The following is a 15,458-nucleotide window of genomic DNA, read 5'->3' on the forward strand; positions in this document are numbered from 1 at the left end:
GGCAACGCTTACTCAGCGTCCACTTGGTCAATCGCGGTAGGCCCAATCGGTGATTTCAGCGACCTGCTCGAAGAAGCTGCCAACGCCGCCGCCGGTTGGATTAGCCCGCTGGAGCCATTCCACCGCCCATGCGATCCATTCTTCAACGCTGTGACCATCGATTTCGGTGGTGGGCGTGACGTTCATTGATCGCAGCGCTGCCAGGAAATCGCGCGCGGCGGCGAGTTGCGATTTCAGATAGGCGAACAGCGGCGGCGTGAAGTTGACGATCGCGATCGCGATGGAGCTCGGAGAGCCACCAAGCTCCCACCGAGTTCCCGAGATCACATCACGAATGAGGCGGCTCACCGATGAGCATCGCGAGCGGGGCGAGCGGCCCGAGGGCGATCAGCTCGAATTCCATCATGCCGGCGACGCCCAGAGGAAGTTTCTCCAGGAGCTCGTGCGCTTCGGCCGTGCTGGTCGCGTTCACGATGAAGACGACGCCGTAGCCCTCGGTCTGGAAGAACCGCTGCTCGATCTTTCCGGCGAGATGGTTACGAACTGTCGCGCGGACTTCGTGGGGCAGGACCGGCGCGATCGCCTTGGGCGTGCCCTTGGCCGTGACCGACCCGATCGCCAGGATCTTGGTCGTCGGAACGACGACGGCGGCAAGCGCGGGCAGTATCTCGGCATGAACGCGCGGATTCTTGTTGGGCATTTTGCTAATTCCTTTTGATATATTGGTCTGGAACACCACGAACTACTTTGCAGGCTCGGCCAAAAGCACGCGAAGCGGCGCGATCGGGCCGAGCGGGATGATCTGAAATTCCATCATCCCCGCCTGGCCGAAAGGAAACTTGCCCAGCAGCTCCAACGCCTCCTTAGGATCGGTGACGTTCATCATGAACACGACGCCGCTCTGGTCCTGTTTGAGGTACCACTGGTCGATTTTCCCAGCGAGATAGAGCCGAACCGTGTCGCGCACTTCGGCGGGGAGGAGCGGCTTCCACTGGTCCGGCGACCCTTTGGCGGTGAAGGTGCCGATCGCCAGTAGCTTGGTGGTCGGCACGTCAAGGCCCGAGGATGGCGGCGCCGACTGAGCGAACGAAGTGGCCGGCCCGATCGCTGGGAGTAGCGCTACGACGACACCGAAGCACGTGAGCATAGTCAAGCGAGTCGCTTTCACAGCGAGCTCGTCGAGGACGCGGCTCATGACAGCATCGCCTTCGCCACTTGCGCGGGCTCGTCGGCCTGCAGCCAATGGCCTGCCGGTATGAGGGTTAGGGACGCATTCTTGAGCTGAGACTGGCGCCGCTCGGCCATGGCGGCGGGGAAGTAAGGATCGTACTGTCCCCAGATCAGTTTGACCGGAATATCCAACGCCTTGAGCGCTGCCAGATGCTTGGCGTTTCTGGCATGTTCATCGAAGAATTCCGCGGCCAACTGTACGAAGGCGGGCCCGGCGCCAGGTTGGACGATGAAGTTGTTGCTGATCAGCGAACCGATGAACGCGCTGAAATGGCGCTTTTGCGCCTCGGGCAAAGCGTCCAGGAATTTCTTCTGCTGCCATCTCAGCAGCCATCCAAACTGTTCGGGGCTCTGGGCGATCGCCATGGCCAGGGGCTGGATGTTCCGGGTCGCAAAGAGCGTGATCATCTCTGGCCAAAAAAAAGTGGAGTCCTCGCTATAGGCCGAGTTGAGCATGATCGCGGAGTCGACGGCGTCCGGATGCGTGAGCACGTAGTTGAGCGTCGCCATCCCCGAGGAGTCATGAGCGACGGGCACGATCTTCCCTAAGCCCAGACCTTCAACGACTGCTTCAAGGTCACCCAGTTGCTGCTTGAAGCTATAGGCGGCGCCGGCGGGTTTGTCGGAGGCGCCAAAGCCCAAAAAATCGAACGTCACCACGCGCCGCCCGCTGGCGACCAAGTGCGGAATCAGGTCGTCCCAGATGTGCTGGTTATCGGGGAAGCCGTGCATGAGCACGAAAGTTGGCCCGGTGCCGGCATAGTCTCGAGTGTACACGCTTCCTTCGACTCGCGGAATACGGTGCTCGGTGAATGGGGTGTGATCAGAAGACATGCATCATCCTTTCTTCCTCGCGGAAGGTTGAGGTAGGCGTTTGGTTGGCCGCTAGTGCCGCAACACGATCCGCTTCCAGCGAGGTCAAGGAATAGCCGTGCCCGGCGAGCACTCGGCAGCGTGGCCATGGCACTCGAATTGATGACGACCGACTGGACGCTCCCTTCACTATCCAGGTGGTGAGCAATACCTTGGTTAGGCAGGACGAGATCTGTATGTTGCTTGAGTCTTAACGCGTTTTGTTGACTCGACGTAGGTCGTTCTTGCCACCATTCGTGACATAGAAGGCGTGAGCCTGCGAAGTTCTCTCGTGGGCACCGAAAATAGGCTTCCGAACGTATCTCGTGGATGTCACTAATTTAGGGTAGTATATGAATTCCGGACACTAGGAGTGAATATGCATCGGGTCGGTTTCATCGTGCCGCGCGGATTCCAGTTGATGAGCCTTGCGGCGCTAACGGCGTTCGAGATCGTGAACCTGCCCCCGGCTGACCAGTGCTACGACATCCATTTGCTGTCTGAACATGGCGGTCCAGTTCGGTCTTCCTCGGGAATGATGCTGGAAACCGAGGCATTTGGAGATCCCACCTTCGACACCGTCATCGTGGGGTCGATCACCGAGATGGAAATGCCGCCCTCAGATGCGAGCGTGATCGCGTTCGTACGAGAAGCCGCCAAAGCCTCCAGGCGGACTGCCTCCATCTGCAGCGGCGCGTTTGTACTTGCCGAGGCGGGCCTTCTGAATGGCCGGCGCGCGACGATGCACTGGGCCCATGCAGCGAGCTTCAGGATCCGGTTTCCCGACGTCAAAACGGAAGAGGACCGGATATTCATCAACGATGGCCCGATCTGGACCTCGGCGGGAATGACCGCAGGGATCGACCTCGTTCTAGCATTGATCGATAATGATCTCGGTCCCGAAACCGCGAAGATGGTCGCCAGGCTTCTGGTCATGAACCAGCGTCGGATGGGCGGACAAAAGCAGCATTCCGCGCTCCTCGACATGACGCCGAAATCCGATCGCATCGAATTGGTCCTGGCTCATATTCGCCAGAATCTCCGGAACCCGCTCACGATCGAGGAGCTTGCGGCGGTTGCCAATCTCAGCCCCCGCCAGTTCAGCCGTGCCTTTTTGGCCGAGACCGGGCAGTCACCGGCAAAAGCCGTCGAGCAACTTCGGCTGGAAGCGGCCAGATTCATGATTGAAGAGGGGCGGCACACGGTGAACGTCGTCGCGCAGGAGACAGGTTTTGCCGACCGCGAACGCATGCGTCGAGCGTTCCTCCGGACCTTCGGTGTGCCCGCGGAGGTATTGCGCAGGACCGCGCGACGGGAGGCGGTGGCGGCTGCCTGACTTTGAGCTGTCAAGAATGCAGGCTTTTGAGTCAGGCTCTCAATGTGGCGCCGTGCGGCGTTCTCAGCCGTCCGGCTCACGCGCGGCGGCCCCATTCGATCTTCCTGTGGTTTGACTGTTAAAACCGAAGCATTCGGCGATCCGCCTTTTGATACAATTATTGTCGGTGTGCCTTTCCTCGGTCTCAGTGTGCGGCCGCTCAATGCAAGGCTAGGGAACAGGGTCGGCTTGGTCGGGCCTGTCTTCAGATTGCCCCATGCATCACCTTGGCGCCAAGCAACCTGAGCGACTTGATAGCGCCATCCGCCAACACGATCGGCGAACGTCTGACGTAGCGCACTTCGGTTTGCCGTTGCGGATGCCTTTTGTTTCGGCTGGACGACGACCGGGGTTGTATAGCGTGCAAAGCAGTTACTAATGCTTTTGCTCGAAGTGACGAGCGAATTCATTCTACTTAAGGTGAAATTGTTCTGCGGATGATGAAGCATTAGCGTGCCCCCGCAGGTCTGCGCCTCCACCTTCCATCCGGTGGCGATCGCGCCAAGACCTATCCGCAGTGCCGCAAGGGGACGTAACGGGATTGCGGCTGCTGCTGAAAGGACGCTAGCTCGAAATTTTGGGGGGCAGATGTTTGCGGATTTAGAGGTCTTTCAACAGGTGTTTGACGTGTGCGTCACGGGCGCAGGCCCGGTCGGTATTTCCGCTGCACTGGAATTGAGCCGGCGAGGCCTGCGAACGCTGCTTATCGAAGCCGGGCCGAAACGATCGAAACGACCTCACCAAAACGAAACAGGGTTCGACGTAGGAGACGATATCTATCACGCTGCGGACCGACTTACTTCGGCCACCGGACTTGGCGGCACGTCCGAACGATGGGGTGGGCAATGCGTTGAGCTTGATGATATAGACTTCGAAGCAAGAGATTATGTCACACACTCCGGTTGGCCTATTGCTCACGAAAAGATTTCGCCTTTCTATCAGCGGGCGCGGTCTCTTTTGAGCAGTAATATCGGCGACCAGCGATCGGATCCGGAGCCGGAGCCGGAGACTGATTTTCCAGCATCCCGGGAAAGCTGGACACGAATACGCAACACAGCGAGAGCCAACAGGGCTGAGATCGCTTCTTCGCAGAACCTCGTCGTCGCTTTAGACGCGAGGGTCAAAGCTCTGGTGTTCGACCCAGTGGAAGAACGGGTCCATTCCATGTCGATCGCCTGCCGCGGTGGTTCGTACAAGGTGCGCGCCGACCACTATGTGCTGGCCTGTGGCGGCAGGGGCAATACCCGGCTGCTGCTGAACCTCCAGGTTGCGTTTCCGCAATTGTTCGGCGGAAGCGATGGGCCGCTCGGCCGCTTCTACATGGGACACCTCGCCGGACAGATCGCGCAGATCGAATTCGCCACCAAGGAACATGCCGAACGGTATCTTTTTAAGCGTACATCCACCGGAACCTTCGTGTGTAACCGGTTTCAACCCGCCCCCCAATTGCAACGGGCACTCGAGTTGCCGAATATCGCTTTTTGGCCCACAAACCGGAGGGCTGCTGTCGATGAGGTCGATCCGGCGCTCTCGCTGCTATATCTTTGGAACAGTCGGAAGACCGTCGTTCACAGGGCGAGATGGGGCGAAGCCGACCGATCCCATTACTATAGTGTGCTGCATAATGTCCTGCGCAATCCTCTTGGCACGACCTCTGCCGCGCTGGCGCTGTTTAACCAAAAATACCGCGTGGCCGAACCATATGTTCTGCTGCGCAGGCCTGACTTGAGATACGGCCTTCGTTACCATGGGGAGCAAATTCCAAGCAGTTCAAACCGCGCCTTCCTCAAGCCCGTGCAAGATGCGGACGGCCAGTTCAAGCTCGAGGTCTCATTCCAATATTTACCTCAGGATTTTCGCGGCACGCTCCAAGCACATCTTGCCCTTGATCGCTGGCTCAAGGAGCGCAAAATAGGCAAGCTGATATTCGATACAGCCCCCGAGAATCTTGAAGAGCATATCGCCGCACAAGCCAAAGACGGCTACCATCAGATCGGGTTGACCAAGATGGGCGTGGACCGCAACCACGCCGTCGTCGACCACAACTGTCGCGTCATCGATATCGCTAACCTCTACATCGCCGGTAGCTCCGTTTTCGCTACATCCGGACAAGCTAACCCCACGCTTCCCGCCGTCGCCTTGGCCGTCAGACTCGCCGAACATCTGGCTACTCTGGCCCGCCGTCAAAGCACGGCTGCAGGTTTGTCGACGAGCAGCCGCTTGGAACCTCAAAGGGGAACGCCTCTGAGTGTCCCGCGAAGCATTTGCTGATGTCGTGCTGCGTATCGTGCGTCTGATCGGCCGGCTGAGAATTACGCGAAACTCGGCGTTGCTCGCCGAGAAAGTATCGGGCAGCAGGGTGTGTCCGGCTTTTTTGCCCCGGTCCTCTACGATCGCTAGACGGTCGAGAAATTGCGCGGCATTCCTCTCAACGAAACGCGAGGAACGTATGACACCATCATCGGTGCCGTCACCTCGGTCGGTAAAAATGTCCTGCAGCGCGTTGCTGCCCTGCACGACGGTCTTTCCAGGATTGTTGTCTTCCTCCCAATTGTGCGATGTTCCTCAGCGAAACGGCAGGATCTGCGCACAAGGGAAATGGGCGGTATGAGCGTATCGGACTTGGAGGGCAGCGGTGGTCCGCGCAAGAGGAGCCTTTATGAGGAGCTTCATGGGCGGCTGAAGGCTGAAATCCTGGAGGGTGCCGTGCCGGAAGGCATCGTGCTGACCGAGGCTGCCCTTGCCGGCATTGTCGGCAGCAGCCGCGCGCCCGTTCGGCAGGCGCTGCAAATGTTAGTCGAGGATGGCTTGATCAATCGCTTCGACGGCCGCGGTTTTGTCGTCGGCTCGTCGGGAACGCCGCCCAGACGGGAGAAGCTGGCCGACTATCTCGGCAAGCTGATCGAGGCCGATGCTAGGCCGATGTTTGCCTGGCAGGCGCTTTATGAAAATGTCGAGCGCATCGTTGTTTACCGCTCGTTTTTCGGGCGCTACCGTATCAATGAAAACGAGCTTGCGCGGCATTTCGGGGTCGGCCGTGCGGTGGCGCGGGATGTGCTCCTGAAGCTCGAAACGCTCGGCATTATTGAAAAGGACGACAATTTCCGCTGGTTGATCGTGCCGCTCGACAGCCAGCGCATCCGCGATCTCTACGAGGTGCGCGAGCAGATCGAGCCGATCGCGCTTTCAAGCGCCTTGGGCGGGCTTTCGGATGATCATATCGGCATGATGCTGGCGCGGCTGTCGACGGCGCTTGCTGATTATCCCGACGTTTCGGCCTCGACCATGTACGAGCTGGAGCTCGATCTTCACCTTCGCAGCCTTCAGGCTTGCCCGAACAAGGAGTTCCTGAGCATCCTCAGGCGGACCCATTGCATCCTGACGCTCAGCAAGCATGTCGTCGGCATTCGCATCAAAATGCCGGAATACGAGCCGTTTCTTGCTGAACATATCGGTGTCTTCGAGATGATGCGGCGGCGCGACGAGGAGGGGTTACGCAAGGCCATGCGCAACCACATCCGCAATTCCGAGCCGAATGTCCAGGCGCGCGCTACCTATATTCGCGAGCATTATCAGCCTGATGACTACAGTTTCATCGCCTAGCGGACAAAGGCGGTATCAGGTGATCGCGCCGACCTGCCAGGGCACGAATTCATTATCGCCGTAGTCGAAGGTTTCGCTCAGCGTCTTCTTGCCGGAGGCAACTGCAATGATGTCCTCGAAGATGCGCTCGCCGGCCGCCTCGATCGTATCCTCGCCGCTGACGATGTCACCGCAATTGATGTCCATGTCCTCACGCATGTGATTGTACATCTCGGTGTTGGTGGCGATCTTGATGCAGGGAGCCGGCTTGAAGCCCGAAACCGATCCCCGGCCTGTCGTAAAGCAGATCACGTTGCAGCCGCCGGCGACCTGGCCGGTGACGGCAACCGGATCGTAGCCCGGCGTATCCATGAAGACGAAGCCGGTCTTGTCGACGATCTCCGAATATTCGTAGACCGCCTTCAGCGGCATGGTGCCACCCTTGGCGACCGCGCCGAGCGATTTTTCCAGAATGGTCGTGAGCCCGCCGAGCTTGTTGCCGTAGGACGGGTTGTTGTTGAGTTCCGCTCCATTGCGCCGCGTATAGTCGCGCCACCAGTCGATCCTGGATAGCAGTTTTTCAGCGACGTCAGGCGTTGCAGCGCGCCGCGTCAGCAGGTGTTCCGCGCCGTAGATCTCCGGGGTCTCCGCCAGAACCGATGTTCCGCCATTGCGAACGAGAAGATCCGAGGCATATCCGAGCGCCGGGTTGGCGGAGATTCCCGAATAGCCGTCCGATCCACCGCATTCCAAAGCCAATTTCAATCCCGAAAGCGGCTGAACGGTCCGTTCGGCCGCGTTGACCTCGGGAAGCATATCCCGGATCATTTCGGAGGCGGCGGCGATGGTCTTTCGCGTGCCGCCGAGATCCTGAATGGTCATGGTGCGCAGCCGGTTTCCCTCTTCGAGCTTGTAGTGCTCCAGAATGGGCGCAATTTGGTTGGTTTCGCAGCCAAGCCCGATCATCAGGATGCCGCCGAAATTCGGATGGCGCGCATAGCCTTGAAGGGTTCGTGCCAGGTAGCGATAGCCCTCGGAATTCATATTGATCGCGCAGCCGCCGCCATGGGTGAGCGCGACGACGCCATCGACATTGCCGAAGCCTTCCAAGCCGCCAGTGCGGTTGAAGTGTTCGGCGATATATTTCGAGACGGTGGCCGAGCAGTTGACCGTAGTGATGATGCCGATGAAGTTGCGGGTGCCGACGCCGCCGGCACCGCGATCGAAGCCCATGAAGGTGCGACAGTCCTCGCGCGGCAGCATTCCCGTCTCTTCGATATCGACACTGAATTGGTAGGGATGCTCGGATTCGATGACGGCGAGATTTTGCAGGTGCACATGGCCTCCCGCCGGAATGAATTGCGTCGCTACGCCGATCGGTTGGCCAAATTTACGGATTTCTTGACCGGCGGCGATATCGCGCACCGCCACCTTGTGTCCGCGCGGGATCTGCTCGGCAGCGATCAATCCTTCGATGCCGGTCTGGTTCCCGGCACGGATCATCGCGCGGGCAACCGCGACGTCGTCTATGGGATTAAGGAGGATGACAGGCGAAACGGCGGACATGAGGGTTCCGTGAGGTTGGATTAATGTCTATTGCTAGCAATAGACAATCATTCGACAGGGAGGGCGTCAAGCGTGATTGACGCCGGCGGCAAAGTTCTTTCCATCAGTTGTGCGGCTGGCGTGCAAGCCAGGCGCTCAGATCCGCCTCGGCCCGCTCCAGCGCGCTGTGATTGAGCAGCTTTCGAAGGAGCGCGACGGCAATGGCTCGCGCCCGCAGATTGAACCGGCCCTCGTCGCTCTGGCCACCGAGCGGCTGATAGACGCCAAGCTTGATGTAGAGCTGCTGCAGCCGGTTCTGCACGCTGCGTACCGACAGATTGCGCCTGTGCGCAATCGCCCGATCGGTGAGGCCGAGCGCGATGTCGACAAGGATTTCATACTCGGCCTCGGTGAAGCCGTTGATGGTGCCGAGGCTTCTTTGCTGCATGCCGCGCACTTCGCGGTCGATCACGCACTGGCTTTCGATGAAAATGCTGCGCAGCGCGAGCTTCAGCCGGTCGTCGGAGGCCGATTTCAGCACATAACCGTAGACGGCACCGACCGGCACGATGCGAGAGACGCCGCGGACATAGGCTTCGTCCGAGTAGTTCGACCAGAACAGGATGCGCGTTTCCGGGCGCTCCTTCCAGATGGTGCGCGCAGCCTCGATGCCGTTGCGCACGCTCATCTGCAGGTCCATGACGATATGGGCCGATTTGCAATCGCGCGCCAGCCGCTCTCCGGCTCCGCCGTTTTCTGCTTCCAGCACGCCATCGCATTCGGGGAGGGCGGCGCGGATGGCCTCGCTCAAATAGGATCGATGGAGAGGGTCGTCCTCTATGATCAGCACCTTCATGCCGCAGCTCCCTTGGCCGATAGCTCTTTGGCGGGCAGGCTGACGCTGACCAGCGTGCCTCCGGAGGCTGCCGCGGCTTTGATCGCGAAGCGCGCCGAAATCAATCGCGCCCGCGTCTTCATGTTTTCGATACCGCCGCCGGAGGATCTGTGGGCGTTTCCAAGCCCGAGGCCGTCATCGATGACATCGATGGTGACGGCTCCCTCGGTGGCCATAAGATGAACCGCAATACTGCTTGCCTGGGCGTGGCGGATCGCGTTGTTGATAGCTTCCTGTGCAATGCGAAAAAGCGCGATGCTGACTGATTGCTCGAGGCGGTCGATGGCACCGCTCGTTTCATCGTTCAGCCTCCATGTCAGCGTTGCCCCGCTTTCCTGGATCGACCGTTCGAGGTGGTTCTCCACCGCCTGGGCAAAGCCAAAGAGCTGAAGGACCGAGGGCTTTGCTTCCTCAATGATTTGGCGAAGATCGTGCATGCTGTGCTGCAGACCCCGGAAGAGAGGTTCGAGCGCCTCGCCTGTTACGTCGGGCTGACGCGCCAGCCGTTCCAGCCGCCGCGAAAGTCGAGTGAGATCGGCGAGAATCTGGTCGTGCAGATCCATGCCGATGCGCTGGCGCTCCGCCTCAAGGGCCTCCGTCAGTTTCAGCGCGCCGAGCCGCAGGCCTTCCTCGCGAGCCCGTGCCTCCGCCTCGACGATAGCGGATCGTTTCGCCTGATCGGCCGCGCGGATGGCGAAGAAGTGCGGAGCCAACAGATCGGCAATCACACGTGCGCTTTCGACATCCTGCATGTCGTAAAAGCCCATCTGATGGCTGGAGCAGGAGAGTGCCCCGATGACGTGGCCTTGGACTTTGAGGGGGACATGCAGGCGGCTGTGCAGCGATTGATGGAAGATCGGATGCGAAAAGGCCCCCTGGAAATGGAATTGCGGATCGCTCCAGGCGTCATCTGTCAGCAGATGGTCGGTCTCGCCCCACAGAAGCGTGCGGATGGGGCTATTGCTGACTGGAGCGGGAAAGCGCTTGCCCCAATCGGTCTCCATTCCGCTTTCGTAGGCCGTATGGAATTTTTCATCCACCATGATGATGCAGACATCGAGGTGATCATGCGGGATGACATGGTTGATCTCGGCCGCGACCGCCTGGATGACGGAGTGAAAATCGAGCCGTCCGGCGATGAGCCTTGAAATGTTGAGGTAATGGTCAAAGACCGATTGCGGCGCCAGATCGCGCAAGACAGGCCCTCCCAGGCAACGCGTCGACCTCAACTCCTCCGGCCGATCGCAGCATGTAAATTTCCAACGCTATTAAGCGCCGAACAAAGTCGTTCGTCCTGCGGACTTGCGCATCTTTTCTGCGGGATCCCGCAAGGTCCCGCCCTTTAAGCGCCTGTACAAGCGCCACAATCTCGGACATCCTGTTTCTACTGAAAGGGGAACCTTCAGTGCAAATAATATTTTCGATCGTTCGTTGAGGAGCGCGTTCGAAAATCTTGGCCTGGAAGTTGAAGTACAGGCTCTTTGGGAGGAAAAAAATGAATATTACCAAGATGCTTCTGGCATCCGCCGTCATCGCGAGCGTTGCCGTACCGGCTGCTGCTTTTGCAGATACGTCATCCAAGAAAATTGCCCTGTCGAACAACTACGCGGGCAACTCCTGGCGCCAGGCCATGCTCACCAGTTGGCAGAAGGTGACTGGCGAGGCCGTGAAAGCGGGTGTCGTTGCCGCCGCCGACCCGTTCACGACGGCAGAAAACCAGGCGACCGAGCAGGCCGCGCAGATCCAGAACATGATCCTGCAGGGTTATGATGCGATCGTCATCGATGCCGCATCGCCGACCGCGCTGAACGGCGCGATCAAGGAAGCCTGCGATGCCAAGATCGTCGTCGTTTCGTTCGACGGCATCGTCACCGAACCCTGCGCCTGGCGCATTGCGGTCGACTTTAAGGGCATGGGCGCAAGCCAGATCGAGTATCTCGCGAAGAAAATGCCGAAGGGCGGCAATATCCTGGAAATTCGCGGGCTTGCCGGCGTTTCCGTAGATGACGAGATTTCGGCCGGCATCCACGATGCGGCCTCTAAATATCCGCAGTTCAAAATCGTCGGTTCGGTGCATGGTGACTGGGCGCAGGATGTTGCCCAACGCGCCGTCGCGGGTATCCTGCCGAGCCTGCCTGACATTGCCGCGGTCGTGACCCAGGGCGGTGACGGCTATGGCGCCGCGCAAGCATTCGCAGCCGCAAAGCGCCCCATGCCGACGATCGTTATGGGCAACCGCCAGGACGAGCTTGCCTGGTGGAAGAAGGAGAAGGACGCCAGCGGCTACGAGACCATGTCGGTTTCCATCGCGCCCGGCGTCTCGACACTCGCCTTCTGGGTCGCCCAGCAGATCCTCGACGGCCAGCAGGTGAAGAAGGATCTGGTCGTGCCGTTCCTGCGCATCGATCAGAACAATCTCGAAACCAACCTTGCCTCGACCCAGGCTGGCGGCGTCGCCAATGTTGAATACACGCTCGACGATGCCAAGAAAGCCATCGCCACGGCGAAGTAGTCGATATCAACCTGCTATTTAAAACCAGCGCCGCCCGATGAGAAGGTGGCGCTGGGCAGACGCAACGCCCGACCGGACGATCCATGATTGCAGTCAAAGACAATGCTTCGATGAGACAGGATGCCGAGCCGCAAGCGGTCGTCTCGGCCCGCGGCGTTAAGGTACATTTCGGTGCCGTCAAGGCGCTTGATGGCGCCGATGTTACAATTCTTGCCGGCGAATGTATCGGTCTTGTCGGTCACAATGGCGCCGGCAAGTCGACGATCGTCAACGTGATCAATGGCGGTCTGAGCCCGCACGAAGGCATCATCGCCTATGAGGGCGACGATAAAGTGCATGGCATCAACGCTGCGCGTGCGCTTGGCATTCGTTGTGTTTTCCAGGAGCTATCGCTCGCGCCCAACCTGACCGTCGTCGAGAACATGCGGGTCGTTCACCGCAGCCTCGCCGGCTGGAACTGGCGGCGGCAGGCTGCGGCGATCATCCGCGCCAAGCTCGACGAGATTTTCACCGGCCACAAGATCGATGTCATGCGCACTGTCGGCGAACTTTCCATCGCTGAGCGGCAGATGGTGGAGATCGCGATTACCTTTTGTGCCGTGGGGGAAGAGCCGAAGCTCGTCATTCTCGACGAGCCCACCTCTTCGCTCGATGCCGGATTGGCGGCGCAACTGATGGCCTATGTCCGGGCTTTCGTTCAGACAGGCGGCGCTGTGATGCTGATCTCGCATATCCTTGGCGAGATCCTGTCGACCGCGAGCCGCATTCTGGTCATGAAAGACGGCCGCGTCGTTGCCGATCGCGTGGCTCAGGATTTTACCGTGCATAGCCTTGTTCAGGCGATGGGTAGTGTCGTCAAGGAACAGGATCGCAAAGTGAGGAACGAAGAGCGTGTCGCGGCATCTCCCATTCTTGCGTTGCCTGCGCGCGGCGGCAAGGGTCTTGCCTTCGCGGTCCGCAAGGGCGAGGTGATCGGCCTTGCCGGTCTTGCTGGCCACGGCCAGACCGAAATGCTCCTCGATCTCCATCGGTCGCTCTCGAGCAACTGGCTGCCGGGCAGGCAGGACAAGATCACCTTCGTTGCCGGCGACAGAAGCCTGAATGGCACTTTTCCCCTGTGGAGCATTTTGAAGAACCTCAGCATCGCATCGCTGGGCGAGCTCTCGCAGAAGTACCTCGTCAACAGACAGCGGGAAGAAGGCCTGGGAGCCGACTGGAAGGGCCGCATCGAAATCCGCACGCCAGCCATGGAAAACGGAATCCTGTCGCTATCGGGCGGCAACCAGCAGAAAGTTCTGTTTGCTCGTGCGCTAGCGACCACGTCGCCGATTGTGCTGATGGACGATCCGATGCGCGGCGTCGATATCGGCACCAAACAGGAGGTCTACAGGATCCTGAACCACGAAGCAGCGGCCGGGCGCACCTTCATCTGGTACTCGACCGAGATGGATGAGATCCGCCTCTGCGATCGCGCCTATGTCTTCCGCAATGGCGCCATCATCGCGGAACTGGTTGGGGACCAAATCACCGAGGAAAATGTGCTGGCCGCTTCATTTGCCGGAGAAGACGCATGAACCGTCCATCTTCCGCCACCCTGCGCCTGCTGATCCCGGCGCTCTCGCTTGCCGTCCTGCTCGTCGCGGTCTTCTATCTGCAGCCGCGAGCCATGAGCTATATCGGCCTCAATCTGCTCTTCAATCTTGCCGTGCCCATTGCGCTTGCGACGATCGCCCAAATGTTGATCATGTCGGTCAACGATCTCGATCTGTCGATGGGAACCTTCGTCAGTTTCACCGCTTGCGTGGCGGCGACCTATCTGCAGTCGTCCCCGCTCATTGGCATCCTCATCCTGGCTGCAGCGATTGCCGTCTATGCCGTAATCGGCATCATCATCTATATCAGGGATCTGCCGTCGATCGTCGTGACGCTCGGCATGAGCTTCGTCTGGGGCGGTCTGGCGGTCCTTTTGCTGCCGGCACCAGGCGGTACCGCGCCGGATTGGGCGCGCTGGCTGATGACCTCTAAGCCGCCACTTGTCCCCATAGCAATCGTCGCGAGCGTCGTCATCGCGTTGATTTCCCACCTGATTGTCATGCGCTCTTCCTTCGGTGTTCTTATCCGCGGTGTCGGTGGCAATCAGCGATCGCTCCAGCGTGCGGGCTGGTCCGTCGTCAGCCTGCGTGCAGCGGCTTACGCTCTGGCCGGCCTCTTCGCCGTGCTGGCCGGTGTTGCGCTTGTCGGCCTTACGACCTCAGCGGATGCGAATATCGCGCTGCGCTATACTTTGCTGTCGATTGCCGGGGTCATCCTTGGCGGGGGCGAATTCACGGGCGGGCGCGTCTCACCGGTGGGTGCCGTGATCGGCGCGCTGACGCTGACGTTGGCGGGCTCCTTTCTGTCTTTCCTGCGGATCTCGCCGGACTGGCAGATCGGTGCGCAGGGTGCGATTCTGGTCATCGTGCTTGCCCTGAGGCTCTTGCTCAACCGTGTCGAAAAGCGGGAGAAACAATCATGATCGCTCTTCGTGCGCTCGGCCGGAAGCCCTGGATCTGGTCCTTTGTCGCTGCCATCCTCGTGTGGATCATCACGGTGCTTTTCACCGGCGGCGCCAGTTCGATCGGCCTGTCGCAGGCCGCACTCACCTTTGCCGCCTTCTCCGTCATCGTCGGCATCGGGCAGATGTTCGTCATCACGCTCGGGCCCGGCAATATCGATCTCTCGGTGCCGGCCACCATGACGCTTGCCGGTACGATTGCGCTGAAGCTGATGAATGTCGAGGACGGCATGGTCGTGCCGGGTCTGCTGGTGTCGATCGTGATCGGTCTCGGCATCGGGATCGGCAACTATGCGCTGATCAAGCTGTTGCGCATTCCACCTATTATCGCGACCCTCTCGATGAGCTTCATCATCCAGTCGGCGGCCATCTGGAGCAATCGCGGGCTGCGTATCAAGCCGCCCGAGCAACTGGCAGATTTCACCACGTCCGGTGTGCTCGGCATTCCAAATGTCGCCATCGTCGCGCTTCTGCTCTCGGCGCTTGCCTGGGTCTTGCTGGAGAGGACGATCTACGGTCGTTGGATCTCGGCGATCGGACAGAGCATGTTTGCCGCGCGCATGGCCGGCATTCCCGTCGACGGCACGCGGCTTGCGACCTATGTACTCTGCGCCATTCTCGCCTCGATCTGCGGCTATCTTCTCGCCAGCTTCTCCGGGGGAGCAGCTCTCAATATGGGGGCCGAATACCTGCTGATGTCGATCGCCGTCGTCATCATCGGCGGAACGGCGGTCGCCGGCGGCGATTCAAATGTGCCGGGCATATGGGGTGCGTCCCTGTTCATGTTCCTGGTCGTTTCCATGCTGAACACCTATGGTTTCGGCGCAGGCCCAAGGCTCATTCTCACCGGCTTAATCATCATTGCCGTCATTCTCGTTGCCGGCGGCCGTCCCATCGGCGGGCGCTGACACTG

General features: G+C 59.7%; 14 protein-coding genes. 7 read left to right on the forward strand and 7 right to left on the reverse strand.

Annotation, left to right across the window (positions count from 1 at the left end; translation table 11 throughout):
• Positions 1–27: 27 nt before the first annotated feature.
• Genes GA0061101_RS28270 through GA0061101_RS28285 form a run of 4 tightly spaced genes read right to left on the reverse strand, consistent with a single transcriptional unit; the run spans position 28 to position 2,064 of the window.
• Positions 28–348, reverse strand: coding sequence for a hypothetical protein (locus tag GA0061101_RS28270; RefSeq protein WP_141694127.1), 321 nt, complete (start codon positions 346–348; stop codon positions 28–30).
• The gene (locus GA0061101_RS28275; protein WP_092576152.1) at positions 329–700 is read right to left on the reverse strand and encodes a hypothetical protein; all 372 of its coding nucleotides are present in this window, start codon (positions 698–700) and stop codon (positions 329–331) included. Before GA0061101_RS28275 ends, GA0061101_RS28270 begins: the two co-directional genes overlap by 20 nt.
• 42 nt (positions 701–742) lie before the next feature.
• Entirely contained in the window at positions 743–1,195 is a 453-nt protein-coding gene (locus GA0061101_RS28280) for a hypothetical protein (protein WP_245297590.1), read from the reverse strand.
• Positions 1,192–2,064: an alpha/beta fold hydrolase gene (locus tag GA0061101_RS28285; RefSeq protein WP_092576155.1), complete on the reverse strand. Its 873-nt coding sequence runs from the start codon at positions 2,062–2,064 to the stop codon at positions 1,192–1,194. The genes GA0061101_RS28280 and GA0061101_RS28285 overlap by 4 nt, the downstream gene beginning before the upstream one ends.
• A 397-nt stretch (positions 2,065–2,461) precedes the next feature.
• On the opposite strand from GA0061101_RS28285, the gene GA0061101_RS28290 reads away from it, so the two are divergent.
• The 3 genes from GA0061101_RS28290 to GA0061101_RS28300 all read left to right on the forward strand — a co-directional run bounded on the left by GA0061101_RS28290 (position 2,462) and on the right by GA0061101_RS28300 (position 7,060).
• Positions 2,462–3,418 carry a GlxA family transcriptional regulator gene (locus tag GA0061101_RS28290; protein ID WP_092576158.1) on the forward strand — a complete coding sequence of 319 codons (957 nt, stop codon included), beginning with the start codon at positions 2,462–2,464 and terminating at the stop codon, positions 3,416–3,418.
• Between the two features lie 627 nt (positions 3,419–4,045).
• The gene (locus tag GA0061101_RS28295) at positions 4,046–5,728 is read left to right on the forward strand and encodes an FAD-dependent oxidoreductase (RefSeq protein ID WP_092576160.1); all 1,683 of its coding nucleotides are present in this window, start codon (positions 4,046–4,048) and stop codon (positions 5,726–5,728) included.
• A gap of 336 nt (positions 5,729–6,064) precedes the next feature.
• Positions 6,065–7,060, forward strand: a complete 996-nt coding sequence (locus tag GA0061101_RS28300; RefSeq protein ID WP_092576240.1) for a GntR family transcriptional regulator — start codon at positions 6,065–6,067, stop codon at positions 7,058–7,060.
• Between the two features lie 15 nt (positions 7,061–7,075).
• Here GA0061101_RS28300 and GA0061101_RS28305 read toward each other — a convergent pair whose 3' ends face one another.
• From GA0061101_RS28305 to GA0061101_RS28315, 3 genes are all read right to left on the reverse strand, one after another.
• On the reverse strand, positions 7,076–8,605 hold the full coding sequence (locus GA0061101_RS28305) for a UxaA family hydrolase (RefSeq protein ID WP_092576163.1): 1,530 nt from the start codon (positions 8,603–8,605) through the stop codon (positions 7,076–7,078).
• 103 nt (positions 8,606–8,708) lie between these two features.
• Positions 8,709–9,440 (reverse strand): response regulator transcription factor, encoded by a 732-nt coding sequence (locus tag GA0061101_RS28310; protein ID WP_092576166.1) that lies wholly within the window; start codon positions 9,438–9,440, stop codon positions 8,709–8,711.
• Positions 9,437–10,675: a GAF domain-containing sensor histidine kinase gene (locus tag GA0061101_RS28315; protein WP_092576169.1), complete on the reverse strand. Its 1,239-nt coding sequence runs from the start codon at positions 10,673–10,675 to the stop codon at positions 9,437–9,439. The genes GA0061101_RS28310 and GA0061101_RS28315 overlap by 4 nt, the downstream gene beginning before the upstream one ends.
• Positions 10,676–10,974: 299 nt before the next feature.
• On the opposite strand from GA0061101_RS28315, the gene GA0061101_RS28320 reads away from it, so the two are divergent.
• The 4 genes from GA0061101_RS28320 (at position 10,975) to GA0061101_RS28335 (ending at position 15,453) form a co-directional block, all read left to right on the forward strand.
• Positions 10,975–11,991, forward strand: coding sequence for an ABC transporter substrate-binding protein (locus tag GA0061101_RS28320; protein WP_037190798.1), 1,017 nt, complete (start codon positions 10,975–10,977; stop codon positions 11,989–11,991).
• Positions 11,992–12,101: 110 nt separating this feature from the next.
• Entirely contained in the window at positions 12,102–13,565 is a 1,464-nt protein-coding gene (locus GA0061101_RS28325; protein ID WP_425350031.1) for an ATP-binding cassette domain-containing protein, read from the forward strand.
• Entirely contained in the window at positions 13,562–14,506 is a 945-nt protein-coding gene (locus GA0061101_RS28330) for an ABC transporter permease (RefSeq protein WP_092576175.1), read from the forward strand. Before GA0061101_RS28325 ends, GA0061101_RS28330 begins: the two co-directional genes overlap by 4 nt.
• A complete protein-coding gene (locus GA0061101_RS28335; protein WP_037190793.1) occupies positions 14,503–15,453 on the forward strand; it encodes an ABC transporter permease in 951 nt (316 codons plus the stop codon). Before GA0061101_RS28330 ends, GA0061101_RS28335 begins: the two co-directional genes overlap by 4 nt.
• Positions 15,454–15,458 lie beyond the last annotated feature (5 nt).

Source organism: Martinezella lusitana (assembly GCF_900094565.1).
Lineage (GTDB): Bacteria > Pseudomonadota > Alphaproteobacteria > Rhizobiales > Rhizobiaceae > Rhizobium > Rhizobium lusitanum.

Excerpts from the sequence above, each read along its gene's own strand:
- GA0061101_RS28275 (WP_092576152.1), bottom strand. The coding sequence starts at position 700 with ATGCCCAACAAGAATCCGCGCGTTCATGCCGAGATACTGCCCGCGCTT.
- GA0061101_RS28280 (WP_245297590.1), bottom strand. The coding sequence starts at position 1,195 with ATGAGCCGCGTCCTCGACGAGCTCGCTGTGAAAGCGACTCGCTTGACT.
- GA0061101_RS28285 (WP_092576155.1), bottom strand. The coding sequence starts at position 2,064 with ATGTCTTCTGATCACACCCCATTCACCGAGCACCGTATTCCGCGAGTC.
- GA0061101_RS28290 (WP_092576158.1), top strand. The coding sequence starts at position 2,462 with ATGCATCGGGTCGGTTTCATCGTGCCGCGCGGATTCCAGTTGATGAGC.
- GA0061101_RS28295 (WP_092576160.1), top strand. The coding sequence starts at position 4,046 with ATGTTTGCGGATTTAGAGGTCTTTCAACAGGTGTTTGACGTGTGCGTC.
- GA0061101_RS28300 (WP_092576240.1), top strand. The coding sequence starts at position 6,065 with ATGAGCGTATCGGACTTGGAGGGCAGCGGTGGTCCGCGCAAGAGGAGC.
- GA0061101_RS28305 (WP_092576163.1), bottom strand. The coding sequence starts at position 8,605 with ATGTCCGCCGTTTCGCCTGTCATCCTCCTTAATCCCATAGACGACGTC.
- GA0061101_RS28310 (WP_092576166.1), bottom strand. The coding sequence starts at position 9,440 with ATGAAGGTGCTGATCATAGAGGACGACCCTCTCCATCGATCCTATTTG.
- GA0061101_RS28320 (WP_037190798.1), top strand. The coding sequence starts at position 10,975 with ATGAATATTACCAAGATGCTTCTGGCATCCGCCGTCATCGCGAGCGTT.
- GA0061101_RS28325 (WP_425350031.1), top strand. The coding sequence starts at position 12,102 with ATGAGACAGGATGCCGAGCCGCAAGCGGTCGTCTCGGCCCGCGGCGTT.
- GA0061101_RS28330 (WP_092576175.1), top strand. The coding sequence starts at position 13,562 with ATGAACCGTCCATCTTCCGCCACCCTGCGCCTGCTGATCCCGGCGCTC.
- GA0061101_RS28335 (WP_037190793.1), top strand. The coding sequence starts at position 14,503 with ATGATCGCTCTTCGTGCGCTCGGCCGGAAGCCCTGGATCTGGTCCTTT.